This window comes from Planosporangium thailandense, from assembly GCF_011947195.1.
Classification (GTDB): Bacteria; Actinomycetota; Actinomycetes; order Mycobacteriales; family Micromonosporaceae; genus Planosporangium; species Planosporangium thailandense.
This window is the reverse complement of sequence record NZ_JAATVY010000027.1, coordinates 1-15,537: the sequence shown is the minus strand read 5'-3', so window position 1 is coordinate 15,537 and position 15,537 is coordinate 1. Positions and strand designations below refer to the sequence as shown.

Below are 15,537 nucleotides of genomic sequence, written 5' to 3'. Positions count from 1 at the left end.
CTCCCACAGTTCGGTCTACAGGTCGATCTCGACGAGGCCGGCGGCCGCCGACACGCAGGTCTGGACCAGCTCTCCCTCGTCGCCGTACTCGCGGCCGGTGCGCAAATCACGCACCCGACCGGCCCGCAGCCGGGCCACACAGCTGTAGCAGATGCCCATCCGGCAGCCGCTGGGCATCAGCACGCCGGCGTTCTCGCCGACCACCAGCAGCGGGGTGACGCCGTCGGCGTCGACCTGCCGACCGCTGGCGACGAACCGGACCCGACCGCCGTCGCCGCCGGCCGTCACAATGGACCGGAACCGCTCCACGTGCAGCCGATCGCCGATCCCGGCCCGCCGCCAGTGCCGCTCCACCTCGTCGAGCATGCCGGCCGGGCCGCACGCCCAGGTGTGGCGCCGCCGCCAGTCCGGGCAGACGCGGCGCAGCTGCGGCACCGTCAGCCGCCCGGCGGTGCGGGTGTGCCGCTCGTATAGCCGCAGGCCGGCACACCGGGCGGCCAGGGCGCGCAGCTCCGCGCCGAAGATGACCTCGGCCGGGGTGGGCGCGGAGTGCACCAGCACCACGTCCGGCATCCACCCGTGCGCCACCAGACCGCGCAGCATCGCCGCCACCGGGGTGATCCCGCTGCCCGCGGTCAGGAACAGCAGCCGGCCCAGTGGGGGCTCGGGCAGCGTGAACTCCCCCTGCGCCGGCCCGAGGTGTACGACGGTTCCCGGTGCGATCTGATGGACCAGGTACCGCGAGACCAGGCCGGTCGGGTCCGCCTTGACCGTGATCGTGATGCGCCCGTCGGCGCGCTCCGGGGGCGAGGACAGCGAGTAACTGCGCCAGTGCCGTACCCCATCGAGGTCGACGCCGACCCGCACGTACTGGCCAGCCCGATGCCCCGCCCAGCCCCGCCCCGGGCGGATCACCAGGGTGGCCGTGTCCACGGTCTCCGCCAGCACCGCCTCGACCCGTCCGCGCAGCTGCCGCGCCGACCAGAGCGGATTGACCAACCCGAGATAGTCGTCGGGCAGCAGCGGCGTGGTCAGCCAGCCGATCGCCTCCAACAGGCGCCGCCGAACCGCCAGCCGGCCTTCGCGCCCGGCCCCCTCCACCACGGCCCCGCTGGACGGGTTGGACGCGACAGCCAACCGACACCCCCCTTCGCGCGGTGCGCTACCTACCCCTACGTAACCGGTGTCTAACCAGATCCCGGTCGACAGGTCAGGGGCTGCGCGGAGAACGGGGTCCGGAACCGATGACTCCGACGGCCCTGTCGTCCGGACGGCGCCACCGGGGTCAGGAACAGGCGGACGCATTCTCGCGGCCGCCTGGTCGCCGTACACCCGGCGCCACGGCCTCGGTGCACTACACCGGCAGCACCATGCCCTCCCCGTCGGCAGGGCGAGTCTCACCGACCCTCGACGCCTGAGCCGATCACCGGGTCGTCGCCGTGCCGGCGATCGCCGGGCGAGCCTGGGGTTGGCGGTTGGGTATGGCGACCGCGTAGCGACACCAGGGCAAGATCAGTCAGAAGCGCCGAGCCGGAGGAAGCGATCGCTGCGCGAGTCAGTACAGCTTCCACGCACGGTCGGAGGGATGATCCTGGCTGGGATGGTCCTGGGCTTCCCGCAATTCCGCCGGAATGGCACTGGATCCGGCGGTCGCACGAATGTGCGCCACGATCTCCCGCTGCGTGGCGTCCAGTTCAGCCCGCGCCTGCTGCCACCGCGTGTACAACGATTCCGGAAGCGCCACGCCCCGCCCATCGTCGACGGGCCGAAGGTGGAGCACCGGGAACTCCTCGTAGCCGCCAACCACATACCGCGTCATGGTGTCCGTCGCTCCGTCCACGGCCTGAACAGGTCGGTTACCGCAGCGTACCGGGCGGTGTCACGCCCGTTGCACGGTGGCTTGCCGCCCAGGCAGGCGTGCGATGGAAGGCGCGGTCCGCCCTCGGCAAGCGGGCGGAAGGTTCTCCTGACGACGGGACATGCGAAGGTACTCGTTCCAGTGGCGTCCAGCTCGCCACCTCCACGTGCCTCGGGGCGCAGCCCCCGGTCGCCGGGTACCCAAGCAACGGCATGAGCCACTTCCGCTCCCCAGCGAGCAAACCGTTTCCTGCCGTACGCCGTCGATGTCAGTGCCGGGTGGCCTCAACTCCCCGCCGGTGTCGAGGGTCCGGGGCGATGCTGAAGTCGGTCGTACGACACGGCCGGTCGGGGCTCTGTAACCATCCGGTGGGACGAGACGAGGCGAGCGGGGCGTCTGGCACCTGACACGACCCCGCGGTGGGAGTCGCGAGGCGGGGAAGCCTCAATGGCATCGATCCCCGCATTGTCGGTGAGACAGATGCGGGGATCGATGCCAGTCGGTTTACGTGGGGCCGACCATCCCGTCGTTCATTCGTGCGACCGCACGGGTCTGAGGTGCCGGCCGCACGCGCGCTTTGATCAGAGCGGGCGGACGTTCTCGGCCTGCGGGCCCTTCTGGCCCTGCGTGATGTCGAACTCGACCCGCTGGTTCTCCTCAAGCGACCGGTAACCGCCGGACTGGATGGCGGAGAAGTGCACGAACACGTCGTCGCCGCCCCCGTCCTGGCTGATGAAACCGAAACCCTTGTCGGCGTTGAACCACTTCACGGTGCCCTGTGCCATTGCCATTCTCCCTTGTCAGGCGAGGATCTGCACCACGCAGATCCGGAAGCCGTTGGTCTAGCGGCCCCACATCGCCCAACCCGCTGGCGACGCGTCTGCGATCTGCCAACCGGCCGGGATAAGGCGAACCACCTATCCAATAACTTCGTTCACTCTAACAGGTATGCCGGCGGCGCGCAGCCGTCGTGTGACTCCTCCGGGTTCGCCGACACTGGCTACTCGTCGGGTCCGCCCCGCCGACGAGTAGCCGCTGGACCGCAGCGCAGGACGCGGCCCCGCCATTGCCGAGCGGCACGGTCAGCGGCGCAGTTCAAGGACGTAAACCTGCCTGATCTGCGCGTCCTCGGGGGCCCCGATCATGGAAACCTGGTAACTCGCGACGACCTCCAGGCTGTCGTGCGGTAGGTAGGCCCGCCCGGGATCGCCGACCAGGACCCGGGCGCCGCGCGCGGCGGCGCGGTGCAGGAACGGCAACATCCGCTCGGCCATGGACCGGCTGTAGAAGACATCTCCGGCGAGCACCACCTGGGCGTCGTCACCGTCACCGCCGAGCAGATCGCCGCGGCTTACCTCGACAGCCACGTCATTGGCATGTGCGTTCAGCGCTATCGCGGCCAGAGCGTAGGGGTCGATGTCGTTGGCGGTGACGGCCGCCGCACCGGCCACCGCCGCCGCGATGGCCACCAGACCTGAACCGGAGGCCACGTCGAGCACCCGCAGACCGGCAACGACGTCGCGGTGGTCCAAGACGTATCGCGCGACCGCCTGACCACCGGCCCAGGCGTCAGCCCAGAACGGCGGCGGCAACGCCGCTCCCACCTGAGCCTCCAGCCTCGCCCGCAGCACGATCGCGTCCTCGGCGAGGTGCAGGCGGACCTCGGGCACGAAGGGCACCTCCGCGAGGCGTAGTCCGTCGTGACCGGCCACGTCGGGCACTACGAAGGGATCGAGGACGGGGCGGTCGTCGGTGGTCAGGGCAGGTGCCGTCCGATTCATCACTTACCCAGCATGCCGCACGAATCGGAAACTCATCGAACTCGTTGCCGACGTCGGGCTTCTCGTACCCCGCGCGCCAGGCCACGCTGCTGGCGTGCGACGGCTGGAACAGCGCCGACCGGGGCAAGTCCGTTACCGCAGCGGTGGGCTCTGCCGCGAATCCGAAATCGGCATTCTTCATTCCGTCACGGCAGGCACGGCCGTGCGCGGTCCCGATCGACGACGCAGACCGGGGGCACTGCCGTGCGGGGTGTTACCGGCAGAGCGTGTACAGTCCGCAGAACGGTTTCTAATTTTGTGGTTGCCTTCCGCCCGGTTTCGGCCCGGATCGGTCTGCTTGCGGACTCGTCTTGGTTCGCCGCTGCTTGAGACGGCCATCCGGCCCTCGCAGCGCGAGGGCCGTGACCGCGCAGAAGGAGATGTCCTTGTCCACTGGCACCGTGAAGTGGTTCAACGCCGACAAGGGTTTCGACTCCATCAGCGTCGGCCGCGACGGGCCCGACGTGCTCGTACACCACGCCGCGATCCAGACTGACGGCTTCCGCGAGCTCCAGGAAAGCCAGCGGGTCGAGTTCGACATCGTCCCGGGCGCCAAGGGCCCGCACGCGGAGGCCGTCCGCCCGATCTGACTCAGACTCCCGGGCCCACTGTGGTCCGGGCGGCGCCCCACGGCGCCACGGTGCTCGGGCCCCGCATTACTGCCCTGTGCTGCGGGGCCCGACCTCACCATCCGCCGACGGTGGGGCCGGGGTCCACCCCACTTCCCTTGCCGAGGAACCGAGTGCCGGGCGCAATGCGGTGCACGACTTCTCCTTCACGCGTGCGGCGCGTTCCCGTGCCGGCACGTTGACCGGCTACGACCGCACGGCGTTGACCGAGCCAGGATGGTGGCACCACCCTGTGCGGGCGGGACTGGACAATCACAGTCGGCGGCGACGGCGGCGTTGTGAGCGGATGCGGCGAGGTCGCGTTCGCTCCGACCTGTCACCGTTGCCTAACCCTGCTGGACCTGTGCTTTCCGAAGCCGGCAGCCGACCCACGACTTCCGCTGGTCGCCCAACTCGCGGCAGTACATCGTCGACGTCATCATGAACCGGACCGGGCCCGGATCCATCATCCGGGACCACGGCGGCGACGGAGACCGCCGGCAGACAGTCGACGCGTTGACCATCGTGCTGCCCCACCCACTGGCCGCCGGGTACCGGTTCACCCAGCCCTGAGCCCCGACTGCCGGACCCGCGCCGACTCAGCCGGGCCCATGGCTTGCGACGGAACCGGGGTCGGGTGGGGTGCCGGGTCAGCCGTCCACGCCGCCGGTCACCGTCGAGTCCCGGCCGTCGACGCCGCTGGTCACCCGCGCCCTCGGGCTCCATGCCGCCGACGTATTCCAAGGTCATTTAGGCTCGTCGGTTCGCACGTAGTGCTATACGGTCGGCAGGTGAGAATCGAGCGTCACTGGTGGAACGGGGACCGGAGTCCGCGGGGGCGTCGCGACGTCTACATCCGCACCGACGGCCAGCGATGGGAGGTCGAGGCGCAGACCGGCGGCATCGCGGGCCGGTCGAAACTGCACCCCTGTCCGAGTCGGGCGTCGGCGGAGATCCTCGCTGACGCGTGGCTGGGCGGCCGTCCGGAGTGGCGGGAACTGACGCCCTGACCGCGGACGTCAGGAACACTCCTGGCAGACCTCCCGGCCGCCGGGCTGCGCGGCGAGCTGGCTGCGGTGATGCACCAGGAAGCAGCGGGAGCAGCGGAACTCGTCCGGCTGCATCGGCACTACCGCCACAGTCAGCTCCTCGTCGGTCAGGTCCGCGCCGGGCAACTCGAAGTTCTCGGCAGCCTCGGCCTCGTCGAGGTCAACCGTCGGTGACTGCGCCGCCGTGCCGCGCGCCGTGAGCTCCTCCAGGCTGTCGTCGTCACCGTCAACCGCGGGCCGGCGCGGTGCGTCATAATCGATGGGCTTACTCATCGTGATGGCCTCTCCGGCTTCATCCATGGGTGCCACGACGGTAGACCGCACAGGGGCGTTACGGCGCGCCAGGTCCGAAATCTACGCCCGCCCAACGCCGCCTGCCCACCACCGGCCGACCTCGCCACGGTCCGCGGCGCGGCCCAGGAAGATCCTTGATGGATTGACCAGCCGATATCCGCAGGCACACAGCCCCGAACCGGATTTCCGAGCGGCACAGGCAGAAGACGCCATTGTCCGATGCCGGCCACGACGGCGGCACGGCCAGCGGGCATTAGGGCACGCCGCAGCAGGGGCAGTACCGGGCTCGCCCGACAACGGCAGGCCGCGCGTCCTGCCCGGCGCAGACCACGATGATCCTCTCGGTTGACTGGGCCGGCCGAAGGACCGACACCGATGCTCGGCCCTGTTCAGGTACACTTATGAAACACGGCTCGCACCGTTCTGCCTCGAGCCGTGTTCCATGTCGACCACCACGCGCCGCGACCGGTCAGGTCTGCGCCGGGCAGGACGACCCTTTTAACGTTCGGAGACTTTATGGCGGCCCGCCGCCCTCACACCACATCTTCGCCTTCATTCACCACGTTCGCCGACCTCGGCGTACCCAGCGCCATCACCGAAGTGCTTGCCGCCGACGGCATCACCACGCCGTTCCCCATCCAGGCGGCGACCCTGCCGGACGCGCTGGCCGGGCGCGACGTGCTCGGCCGGGGCCGGACCGGCTCGGGCAAAACCTATGCGTTCGCACTTCCCGTACTGACCCGGCTGGCCGCCAGCGGCTCACCGCGACGGCCCGGCCGGCCGCGGGCCCTGATTCTGGCACCCACCCGCGAACTCGCCACCCAGATCCAGGCGTCGATCGCGCCGCTGGCCGAAGCCCTGTCACTGCGGACGCTGACCATCTTCGGCGGGGTCGGCCCGAACCCCCAGATCGCCGGCCTACGCGCGGGCGTGGACATCCTCGTGGCCTGCCCCGGCCGGCTCGCCGACCACGTCAAGTCCGGCCACGCCCGCCTGGACGCCGTCGAGATCACCGTGCTCGACGAGGCCGACCACATGGCCGACCTCGGCTTCCTTCCCGGCGTCCGGCGACTGCTCGACCAGACCCCGAAATCCGGGCAGCGGCTGCTGTTCTCGGCGACGCTGGACGCCGGCGTCGACGTCCTCGTGCGACGATTCCTCACCAACCCGGTCACCCACAACGTCGACTCGGCACAGTCCCCGGTCGCGGCGATGTCACACCACGTGCTGCACGTACACGACGACGACCGGTTCGAAATCCTGCTGGATCTCGCCGCCGCGCCCGGCCGCACGGTGGTGTTCACCCGCACCAAACACAGGGCGAAGACCCTGACCCGCCGACTGGTCGCCGCCGGGGTACCGGCCGTGGAACTCCACGGCAACCTGGCCCAGAACGCGCGCAGCCGCAACCTGCTCGCCTTCTCCGACGGCACCGCAACCACGCTGGTGGCCACCGACATCGCCGCCCGCGGCATCCACGTCGACGACGTCAGCCTCGTCATCCACGCCGACCCCCCGGTCGAGCACAAGGCGTACCTGCACCGATCCGGCCGAACCGCCCGCGCCGGCGCCGAAGGCACGGTGGTCACGCTCATGACCGACGACCAGGTTCCCGAGGTACGCGACCTGATCCGGAAAGCGGGCATCACGGCGACCACCACGCGTCTGCGCCCTGGGGATCCGCTGCTGACCGAGATCGCCCCCGGTGAGCGCTCGTTCGTCAAGCCGCCGGCGGACGCCCCGGTTGCGACCGGCACCGCAGGGCGTGGCCGCTCGGGTCGGCACGCCGGGCGGCGCCGGGCGTCGACCCACACCGCGTCCGGGTCGGTTCCACCGACGTCGTCGTCGCGCTCAGGTTCCCGACGTGGCGTCGTCACGGCGGCGGCACCGGCACCGGCCGGGCCAGGCGGCGCGGCGGCCTTCTCCGCCCGGACGCGCGCCGGCAGCAGCCGTGGCGGCCGCTGATGTGCAGGCCCGCTCCCACTGCCGGGGTGGAGCGTTGTCGGCGCGGCAGACTGCGCCGCGGTGGGAGTGCCATCGACAGGAGTCCGGCGTGCGTCGGTCCGAACCCAGGAGGCCGACCATGACGCCGAACGCTGACGACGCGACCGCCTTCGCCGATCTGGCGCTGCGCCCCGAGCTCCTGCGCGCCCTCGCCGGCCTCGGCTATGAAGAACCCACGCCGATCCAGCGCGAAGCGATCCCCCCGCTACTTGGCGGACGCGACCTGCTCGGGCAGGCCGCGACGGGGACGGGAAAGACGGCGGCCTTCGCCCTGCCGGTACTCCAGCGGATGACCGACCTCGGCGGAAGCGCGCAGCCGACGGCGCTGATCCTCGTACCCACCCGCGAGCTCGCCGTCCAGGTGTCGGAAGCGTTCCACCGCTACGGCCGTGACCTGGGCGTACGCGTCCTGCCGATCTACGGCGGGCAGCCGATCGGCCGGCAACTGCGGGCGCTCGAAGGCGGGGTCGACGTCGTGGTGGCCACGCCCGGGCGCGCGCTCGACCACATCGCCCGCGGGACGCTCCGGTTGCACGGCCTCAAGACCGTCGTGCTCGACGAGGCCGACGAGATGCTCGACATGGGGTTCACCGAGGACATCGAGGCGATCCTGCAGGAGACCCCCGAGGATCGCCAGACGGTCCTGTTCTCGGCGACGATGCCGAAGCGCATCGACGGGCTGGCCCGCCGCCACCTGCACGACCCGGTCCGCATTCAGATCGGGCGGGAAACGCCCGCTGCGGGCGAGGCGCCGTTGGTGCGTCAGAGCGCCTACCTGGTTCCGCGGTCGCACAAGCCGGCGGCGCTCGGCCGGGTGCTGGACGTCGAGGCGCCTACCGCGGCGATCGTGTTCTGCCGTACCCGTGAGGAGGTCGACCGGCTCGCGGAGACGATGAACGGACGCGGGTACCGCGCCGAGGCTCTGCACGGCGGGATGAGCCAGGAGCAGCGCGACCGGGTGATGAGCCGGCTGCGCGGCGGCACGGCCGATCTGCTCGTCGCCACCGATGTAGCCGCCCGCGGGCTGGACATCGAACAGCTCACCCACGTGGTCAACTACGACGTCCCGTCGGCACCCGAGTCGTACGTGCACCGGATCGGACGGGTCGGCAGGGCCGGCCGCGAGGGTGTCGCGATCACCCTCGCGGAGCCACGAGAGCACCGCATGCTCAAAACCATCGAGCGGGTGACCAAACAGCGGATCTCCGTCGAGAAGGTACCCACCGTCGCGGACCTGCGTGCCCGGCGACTGGAACTGACCCGCGCGGCGCTGCAGGAAAGCCTCCTGGAGGATGACCTGGAGCGCTTCCGGGTCGTCGTGGAGAGTCTCACCGACGAGTTCGACCTCGTGGAGGTCGCGCTGGCCGCGGTGAAACTCGCGCACGAGGCCACCGGCGGGGCGGCCGACGAGGACGAGATTCCGGAGGTCGGGTCGGCCACCAGTCGGGAGATGCGGGGTGGCCGGGACTCTGGTAACCGCGGCGACCGGCGAGGGCGTGCGGCCGCGGAAGGGATGACCCGCCTGTTCGTCGGCGTCGGACGCAGGGCCGCAATCCGGCCGCAGGATCTGGTCGGCGCGATCACCGGCGAGGCCCGCCTGAGCGCACGCGAGATCGGCCTGATCGAGATCGCCGACCGCTTCTCGCTCGTGGAGGTCCCCGAGTCCGCGGCCACTGACGTGATCGCCGCCCTGCGGGCAAGCACAATCAAGGGGAAGAGGGCGACGGTACGTCGGGAGCGTGGCGGGGCTCGCTAGCCGTCGGGCATTTCGGGCCACTGCGGTCGACCACCCAGCCACTCACCGGCGCGTCACCGACTTTGGCACCCCACACACCAGGTGACGGGCCGCAGCTGGCGACCGTCGCCGGCAGCGGCGCAGGCTGCTGCGGCTGATGACTCAGACCCAAGCGACGCGGGTTTCCGCCGGATCTGACCGGTCCGGCGGGGAACCCGTCTCTCATGGCAGGCGGATGGTCACCGCCCTCGCGGTCACGCAGACCATCGGGCAGCCCGGACACGAGTAGATGCCCCTGAGCGTGGGTAGGTCGGTCGGTTGACCGGAGGACGGCACTCAAACCCCGGAGGGCCAGATGAAGGCTGTCGTCTACGACGGGCCGCGTAACGTCAACGTCAAGGACGTGCCGGACGCCCGGATCGAACGTCCGAGCGATGCTCTCGTGAAGATCACCACGACGAACATCTGCGGTTCGGACCTGCACATGTACGAGGGTCGTACCGACTTCGAGCCCGGCCGGATCTTCGGCCACGAGAACCTCGGCGAGGTGGTCGCCGTCGGCGACGCTGTCGACAAGGTGCGCGTCGGCGACATGGTCGTCCTGCCGTTCAACATCTCGTGCGGGTTCTGCGAGAACTGCGAGCGAGGTCTCACCGCCTTCTGCCTCAACACCAACCCGGATCCCCGGATGGCCGGCGCGGCGTACGGGTTCGCCGACATGGGCCCGTACAACGGCGGCCAGGCCGAACTGCTGCGGGTGCCCTACGCCGACTTCAACTGCCTGGTCCTGCCCGAGGACGCTCGGGACAGGGAGCGGCAGCGCGACTACGTCATGCTCGCGGACATCTTCCCGACCGGCTGGCACGCCACCCGGTTGGCCTGCGTGAGCCCCGGTGAGACCGTCGTCATCTACGGGTCGGGACCGGTCGGGCTGATGGCCTGCCACTCGGCGATGATCCAGGGCGCCAGCAAGGTCTGGCAGGTCGACTGCCACCCCGACCGGCTCGCGCTCGCGGAGCGGGCCGGTGCGATCCCGATCAACTTCGAGCAGACCAATCCGATTGACAAGATCATGGAGGACACCGGCGGGAAGGGCGCCGACCGGGGATGCGAGTGCGTCGGGTACCAGGCGACCGACGCCCAAGGCTCCGAGCACCCGAACATCACGTTGAACAACCTCGTGAACTCGGTGAAGTTCGCTGGCACGATCGGCGTGATCGGCGTGTACGTGGCGCGGGACCCGAAGCACCCCGACCCGCTGTACAAACACCATGACGGCGAGGTCGCCTTCGACTTCGGCGAGTTCTGGATCCGGGGCCAGACCGTGGGGACCGGCCAGTGCAACGTCAAGAACTACAACCGGCAGTTGCTCGCCCTGATCGTGGCGGGCAAGGCGCATCCGTCGTTCGTCGTCTCGCACGACCTTCCGTTGGAGCAGGCGCCCACCGGCTACGAGCACTTCGACAAGCGCGAGCAGGGCTGGACGAAGATCGTCATGCACCCCGACGGCGGTCGCTGACCGGTATCGACGACACGGGCCTGGGTAGCCGGCCCGTGGCACGACCTTCAATCGCAGGAGGCACGACATGGCACGGGAACTGCAGGGCCGGAAGATCGCGATCCTGGCCACGGACGGCGTGGAGCGGGTGGAGCTCGAACAGCCGCGCGGGGCGCTCTACGGCGCCGGCAGAGCGATCTGATCTCGCTGCACCCGGGTGAGATCCAGGCGCGCCAGTTCGACCTGATCTCCGCCGGTACCCTGGCGGTCGACCGGGTGGTCACCGACGCGAAGGTCGACGACTACGACGCGCTGCTCATCCCGGCCGGCACGGTCAACCCGGACAACATGCGGCGGAACAAGGACCCGGTCGCCTTCGTCAAGGAGTTCGTCGCCACCGGCAAGCCGGTCGCGTCGATCTGCCACGGTCCCTGGATGCTGGCCGAGGCCGATGTCGTACGCGGGCGACGGCTCACCTCGTGGCCGAGCACGCGGACGGACCTGCGCAACGCCGGGGCGGAGGTCGTCGACGAGGAGGTGTGCATCGACGGCCAGTTCACGACGAGCCGGTCGCCCGCCGACCTGCCCGCCTTCTGCGCGGCAATCACCGAGCAGTTCGCGAAGGCCCGCCAGCAGCTGCCGGGTTAGGCCCGACGGGGCGGCACCGTCGGCGACGTTCTGCTTGCCGAGGTTCTCCGGGTCGTCGGGGTCCCGGCTGACGGCGGCCGCCTTGTCGATGTACGAGCCCGCGTCCATCGTCCAGCCCAGCAGCGCGGCGAGGAACGCGTTGCGCTGGTCTGGCCGCAGCCGACGATCCTGATCCGCAGCGGTAGCCATGGCATGATCCCATGACGATAGTTACCAATGCCAAGGGCAGCCGGGGCCCGAGGTGCGCCAGCGCGACCACGCCAGCCGCTGCCCGGCGGACGGGTCACCACTACTCACCCGCTCAGCCTGCCAGGTATGCGCGCCGGGCGCCGGCTACGCCAGGGCCTCGCGACGTTGGCGGCGGTCCGCCAACACGATCCCACCCGTACGCGTTCACGCCCCCGCGGCGCCACGCTGAAGCTCAACGCCCTACTGAGCTGCGGGCCGCTCCCCCATAAGCCGCACCACGTAAGCGTCGCCCCTCGGACACAAACCATTACCCCACGGTGGGCGTCCAACATGTGCTTGGACGCTCGCCGTTTGCGTTTCCGGATGGTAGGTCAACCGCACACCGAGCTGCCGACACAGGTCCGCCTTGTCGTCCGGATCGGCCTCCCGGAGTACCGCCGACCACAACGACGAGCCGCACGATCGCGACCGTCCGGATACGCAACCCGACCTCCCGGTGCGGGCGACGGTCGACAACTCCCGCACCCGCGCCCCGACAGCGTACGGGCCCATGTCCACGGCCAACGCAAACCCGGACGCTAGTGTCGTGGCCCGCACTTGTCAGGACGAGAGACGTGACGGTCAGTTTCCCTATCGCCGACGATGTCGCCGAACAGTTCCCGCAGGCATAGATCCGGTTCGTCGTGGCTGGGGCATGCGTGTGGGCTCGGACCGGCCGGGCGTGCCGGCTGCCGTGCGGCGACTGGAGGATCAGCTGGCCGCAGGTACCTGGCAGGCCCTGGGCGAGACCGATCCACCCGTCGCCTCGTGGCACGAGGCCTACCGACGGTTCGGGACCAACCCTCGCCGCTCACGGCGCAGCATGGACACGCTGAGCCGGCGACTGACCAAGAGCGGGAAGCTGCCCCGGGTGCACACGGCGGTCGACGCGTACAACCTGATCTCAGTCAGCTACGGCACGCCGCCACGGTGTCGCTGGCGCTGATCGACGCGGGCACGCCGGCGGCGACGCTGGAGGCGGCCCGGCCCGCCTGACACGGAGCGTCAGTTCTCCAGCGTCACCGGCTGGACCGCGCGGTAGTACAGGTCCAGGCAGAGCAGCAACTCGGTGTGAGCCACCCCGGTGAGCGTGCGGATGTCGGAGTCGACAAGGTGCATCAGGTCGCGCGAGTCGCGGCAGACCGCCTCCACGAAGATGTCGAACCGCCCGGCGCAGGTGACGACGTACTTGATCGACGGCAGCTTGGTCAGGGTGTCCGCGAGATCCGTGATGCTGTGGCCCGGGGCGCATCGGATCGCCATCCAGGCCTGCATGGCGAAGCCGAGACTGCGCGGGTTGGCGATGGCGGTGATGCGGATGGTCTTCTCTTGGAGCATGCGGGTGACCCGCTTGCGCACCTGGGATTCCGAGATCCCGAGCCGCTCGCCAACGAGCCCGAACGGCAGCCGCCCGTCGGTACTCAACTCAGCCACGATCCGCCGGTCCGTGCCGTCGAGCGGCGCGCGCGCCTCAGCCTGGCCGTTCCCGCCATTGCGCTGTCCCACGTCCCAGACCGGTTCCTGGTAGTGCAACTGCAGGTACGGGAAGACCTCGGCCGACCGGACCCCGGGCGCCCGGACGAACGACTCGTCAACCGCGGTCAGCAGCTCGGCGGTGTCCCGACACAGCACCTCGACCAGCGCGTCGTAACGGCCGGTAGTGATCACGGCGTAGTCGACCGCGGGCAGCTTCGCCAACGACTCGATCAACGGTTTGATGCCGCGCCGCCCATCGACGCGGATGCCGACCAGAGCCGCGACGGTGTACCCGAGGACGGCCGGGTCGGCCACCGTCGTGATCTGGATGACCCGGCTCTCCAGCAGCTCGTTCACCCGCCTGCGGATGGTCTTCTCCGGTATCCCCAGCTCGCGCGAGATCGCGGCGAAGGATCGCCTGCCGTCGAGCTGCAACAGCCGGATCAGTGACCGGTCCAGCTCGGAGAGGTGCGCGCGGTTGTCTGCGTCGCCGGGCGACGGGAAGGTCGCGCCCGGGAAGCCGGACACCAGGTACGCCGATCCGTGCATAGCGGTCACCATAGTTGTCGGGTTGTCCCGTGCCGGCGCCGCGCTGGACACCGCGGTCCCCTGGGGCCCGCCCGCGACACGCTCCATACCGGCTGTCCTCCTCGAGTTCGCGACGCGTGGTCGGCCGGGGGTGGTTACGGACCGCCAGCGACTCCCGCGTACCGAACTCTATCGGCCCGATGATGCCATCATTTCATGGAATCGACGATATCCACCCACCAGAGGCGCGTACAGCGGCGGAATTCGGCCGTTTACCCCGACGAGTAGCCGGTCCAGCGCGCAACTGACGCCTTGTTTCGACCGAACGGGCGAGCTAGCGGCCCAGCAGAGACCGATAGCGCCATGAGGCACGCAACCTCCGACGATTTCATCCCTTGACATGCTGTCTTCTGACTGATTACGGTCTGCACGCGGCGCACGTGAGCAGCGTCCCACGCGCGGTCTACAGCACGATCCGACTGCGGAGCAGCCGCGTCGATTCTCAATATGCCTGTGTGGGTGGAGGGATGTTTCGAATGCCATCTGGAGTGCGTCACGCGGAGGTCGCCGGAGGAGGCCTGGCTGGATTGACCGTCGCCACGGCGCTGGCACAACGCGGCTGGAGCGTTCGCGTCCACGAGCGGGGCCGTGAGCTCCGCGAGATCGGCGCAGGCATCTTCATGTGGGAGAACGCGCTGCGCGCGCTGGAGCAGACCGGCGCCTACGAGGAGGCCACCCACCGGGCCGAGCGGATCAACAGCTGGAAGCTGTACGACGAGCGCCAGCGGCTCATCCAGGACGACTGGATGAAGTCCGACGACGTCCGCCTGTACCTGGTGCTCCGCACCGACCTGCACCGCGCCCTCGCCAACGCGGCGCAGCGCGCCGGCGTGGAGATCGTGACCAGCTCCCTGGTGGCGGGCGCCTCCCCGGACGGCGAGCTGTACCTCGAGTCCGGCGAGTCACACAAGGCGGATCTGATCATCGGCGCGGACGGCGTGGGCTCGCCGGTCCGCAACTCGCTCGGCCTCGACCGCGTCGTGCGGGACCTGGAGGACGGCTGCAGCCGTCACCTCATCCCCCGCATGCCACAGGACCCGGTCAACAACGCGCTCGAGTACTGGAACGGCGGCCGCCGCGTCGGCATCTGCCCGGTCACCCCGGACATGGTGTACGTCTACACCTGCTGCCCCGCGTCCGACCTGGCCGGCCGGGAGAAGCCGCTCAACAAGGAGTCCTGGTCGAAGTCGTTCCCTACGCTGCGCCATGTGTTCGACCGGATCCCCGACGTCTCCCGCTGGGCGTCGTTCTCCGACGTGCGAACCCACAGCTGGGTCAAGGGCCGGGTCGCGCTGGTCGGTGATGCCGCGAGCGCGATGTCGCCGAACCTCGGTCAGGCGGCGTGCCTGGCGATGACCAACGGGTACGCGCTCGGCATGATGCTCGACGGCGCCGTCGACGTGCCGACCGCGCTGCGCGGATGGGAGGCCCGGCAGCGGCCAGTGACCGACGCTACGCAGAAGTACTCGCGCCTGTACGGCCGGGTCGGCACGCGCTGGCCGCGCCCGCTGACCGATGTCCGGTCGGCGCTCATCTGGGCGGCCGGCAAGTCGCGGCCGTGGCAGGCCCGGGTCAACGTAGCCGCACACGAGGGCGCGGAGTTGATCGGCAAGCTGGCCAAGTAGTCGACGCTGACGTTGGGGCGGGAGCGGCGTACGCCGCTCCCGCCCCTTTGCCACAACGTGATCGTGAAGGATTCGGGGCGTCATGACGCCCCGAATCCTTCACGAT

At 69.9% G+C, this 15,537-nt stretch carries 15 protein-coding genes; 9 read left to right on the top strand and 6 right to left on the bottom strand.

The annotated features are described in order from the left end of the window. Window positions 1-15 precede the first annotated feature (15 nt). The 4 genes from HC031_RS26315 to HC031_RS26300 form a co-directional block, all read right to left on the bottom strand. The gene (locus tag HC031_RS26315) at window positions 16-1,104 is read right to left on the bottom strand and encodes a ferredoxin reductase (RefSeq protein ID WP_338090845.1); all 1,089 of its coding nucleotides are present in this window, start codon (window positions 1,102-1,104) and stop codon (window positions 16-18) included. Between the two features lie 451 nt (window positions 1,105-1,555). After that, a complete protein-coding gene (locus HC031_RS26310) occupies window positions 1,556-1,819 on the bottom strand; it encodes a hypothetical protein (RefSeq protein ID WP_167928115.1) in 264 nt (87 codons plus the stop codon). A 620-nt stretch (window positions 1,820-2,439) separates the two neighbouring features. Beyond that, window positions 2,440-2,643, bottom strand: a complete 204-nt coding sequence (locus HC031_RS26305; protein ID WP_167928114.1) for a cold-shock protein — start codon at window positions 2,641-2,643, stop codon at window positions 2,440-2,442. Window positions 2,644-2,940: 297 nt separating this feature from the next. Continuing rightward, window positions 2,941-3,639 carry a class I SAM-dependent methyltransferase gene (locus tag HC031_RS26300; RefSeq protein ID WP_167928169.1) on the bottom strand — a complete coding sequence of 233 codons (699 nt, stop codon included), beginning with the start codon at window positions 3,637-3,639 and terminating at the stop codon, window positions 2,941-2,943. Window positions 3,640-4,064: 425 nt separating this feature from the next. On the opposite strand from HC031_RS26300, the gene HC031_RS26295 reads away from it, so the two are divergent. From HC031_RS26295 to HC031_RS26290, 3 genes are all read left to right on the top strand, one after another. Continuing rightward, window positions 4,065-4,268, top strand: coding sequence for a cold-shock protein (locus HC031_RS26295; RefSeq protein WP_167928113.1), 204 nt, complete (start codon window positions 4,065-4,067; stop codon window positions 4,266-4,268). A 459-nt stretch (window positions 4,269-4,727) separates the two neighbouring features. After that, the gene (locus HC031_RS34085) at window positions 4,728-4,859 is read left to right on the top strand and encodes a polysaccharide deacetylase family protein (protein WP_277349810.1); all 132 of its coding nucleotides are present in this window, start codon (window positions 4,728-4,730) and stop codon (window positions 4,857-4,859) included. A gap of 218 nt (window positions 4,860-5,077) precedes the next feature. Further along, a complete protein-coding gene (locus tag HC031_RS26290) occupies window positions 5,078-5,296 on the top strand; it encodes a hypothetical protein (protein ID WP_167928112.1) in 219 nt (72 codons plus the stop codon). A 9-nt stretch (window positions 5,297-5,305) separates the two neighbouring features. On the opposite strand, the gene HC031_RS26285 is transcribed toward HC031_RS26290, so the two are convergent. After that, window positions 5,306-5,608: a DUF4193 domain-containing protein gene (locus HC031_RS26285; RefSeq protein ID WP_167928111.1), complete on the bottom strand. Its 303-nt coding sequence runs from the start codon at window positions 5,606-5,608 to the stop codon at window positions 5,306-5,308. 537 nt (window positions 5,609-6,145) lie between these two features. Here HC031_RS26285 and HC031_RS26280 point away from each other — a divergent pair. The 5 genes from HC031_RS26280 (at window position 6,146) to HC031_RS26260 (ending at window position 12,688) form a co-directional block, all read left to right on the top strand. After that, window positions 6,146-7,594, top strand: a complete 1,449-nt coding sequence (locus HC031_RS26280) for a DEAD/DEAH box helicase (protein WP_167928110.1) — start codon at window positions 6,146-6,148, stop codon at window positions 7,592-7,594. Window positions 7,595-7,712: 118 nt separating this feature from the next. Beyond that, window positions 7,713-9,389: a DEAD/DEAH box helicase gene (locus tag HC031_RS26275; RefSeq protein WP_167928109.1), complete on the top strand. Its 1,677-nt coding sequence runs from the start codon at window positions 7,713-7,715 to the stop codon at window positions 9,387-9,389. Between the two features lie 334 nt (window positions 9,390-9,723). Then, a complete protein-coding gene (locus HC031_RS26270; protein ID WP_167928108.1) occupies window positions 9,724-10,887 on the top strand; it encodes a glutathione-independent formaldehyde dehydrogenase in 1,164 nt (387 codons plus the stop codon). 255 nt (window positions 10,888-11,142) lie between these two features. Continuing rightward, window positions 11,143-11,514: a DJ-1/PfpI family protein gene (locus HC031_RS26265; protein WP_338090841.1), complete on the top strand. Its 372-nt coding sequence runs from the start codon at window positions 11,143-11,145 to the stop codon at window positions 11,512-11,514. Between the two features lie 883 nt (window positions 11,515-12,397). Continuing rightward, a complete protein-coding gene (locus HC031_RS26260; protein ID WP_167928107.1) occupies window positions 12,398-12,688 on the top strand; it encodes a phenylalanine--tRNA ligase beta subunit-related protein in 291 nt (96 codons plus the stop codon). A gap of 59 nt (window positions 12,689-12,747) precedes the next feature. Here the strand turns inward: HC031_RS26260 and HC031_RS26255 are convergent, their stop codons facing one another. After that, on the bottom strand, window positions 12,748-13,854 hold the full coding sequence (locus HC031_RS26255; protein ID WP_205863273.1) for an Lrp/AsnC family transcriptional regulator: 1,107 nt from the start codon (window positions 13,852-13,854) through the stop codon (window positions 12,748-12,750). Between the two features lie 419 nt (window positions 13,855-14,273). Between HC031_RS26255 and HC031_RS26250 the strand changes: the two genes are divergently transcribed. Continuing rightward, complete coding sequence (locus HC031_RS26250) at window positions 14,274-15,431, top strand: FAD-dependent oxidoreductase (RefSeq protein WP_338090840.1); 1,158 nt, start codon at window positions 14,274-14,276, stop codon at window positions 15,429-15,431. The last annotated feature ends 106 nt before the right edge of the window (window positions 15,432-15,537 follow it).

What these genes read in the sequence shown, in the direction of transcription:
- HC031_RS26285 (WP_167928111.1), bottom strand. Translation starts at nt 5,608, where the DNA reads ATGAGTAAGCCCATCGATTATGACGCACCGCGCCGGCCCGCGGTTGAC.
- HC031_RS26275 (WP_167928109.1), top strand. Translation starts at nt 7,713, where the DNA reads ATGACGCCGAACGCTGACGACGCGACCGCCTTCGCCGATCTGGCGCTG.
- HC031_RS26250 (WP_338090840.1), top strand. Translation starts at nt 14,274, where the DNA reads ATGTTTCGAATGCCATCTGGAGTGCGTCACGCGGAGGTCGCCGGAGGA.
- HC031_RS34085 (WP_277349810.1), top strand. Translation starts at nt 4,728, where the DNA reads ATGAACCGGACCGGGCCCGGATCCATCATCCGGGACCACGGCGGCGAC.
- HC031_RS26280 (WP_167928110.1), top strand. Translation starts at nt 6,146, where the DNA reads ATGGCGGCCCGCCGCCCTCACACCACATCTTCGCCTTCATTCACCACG.
- HC031_RS26270 (WP_167928108.1), top strand. Translation starts at nt 9,724, where the DNA reads ATGAAGGCTGTCGTCTACGACGGGCCGCGTAACGTCAACGTCAAGGAC.
- HC031_RS26300 (WP_167928169.1), bottom strand. Translation starts at nt 3,639, where the DNA reads ATGAATCGGACGGCACCTGCCCTGACCACCGACGACCGCCCCGTCCTC.
- HC031_RS26255 (WP_205863273.1), bottom strand. Translation starts at nt 13,854, where the DNA reads ATGGAGCGTGTCGCGGGCGGGCCCCAGGGGACCGCGGTGTCCAGCGCG.
- HC031_RS26305 (WP_167928114.1), bottom strand. Translation starts at nt 2,643, where the DNA reads ATGGCACAGGGCACCGTGAAGTGGTTCAACGCCGACAAGGGTTTCGGT.
- HC031_RS26260 (WP_167928107.1), top strand. Translation starts at nt 12,398, where the DNA reads ATGCGTGTGGGCTCGGACCGGCCGGGCGTGCCGGCTGCCGTGCGGCGA.
- HC031_RS26310 (WP_167928115.1), bottom strand. Translation starts at nt 1,819, where the DNA reads ATGACGCGGTATGTGGTTGGCGGCTACGAGGAGTTCCCGGTGCTCCAC.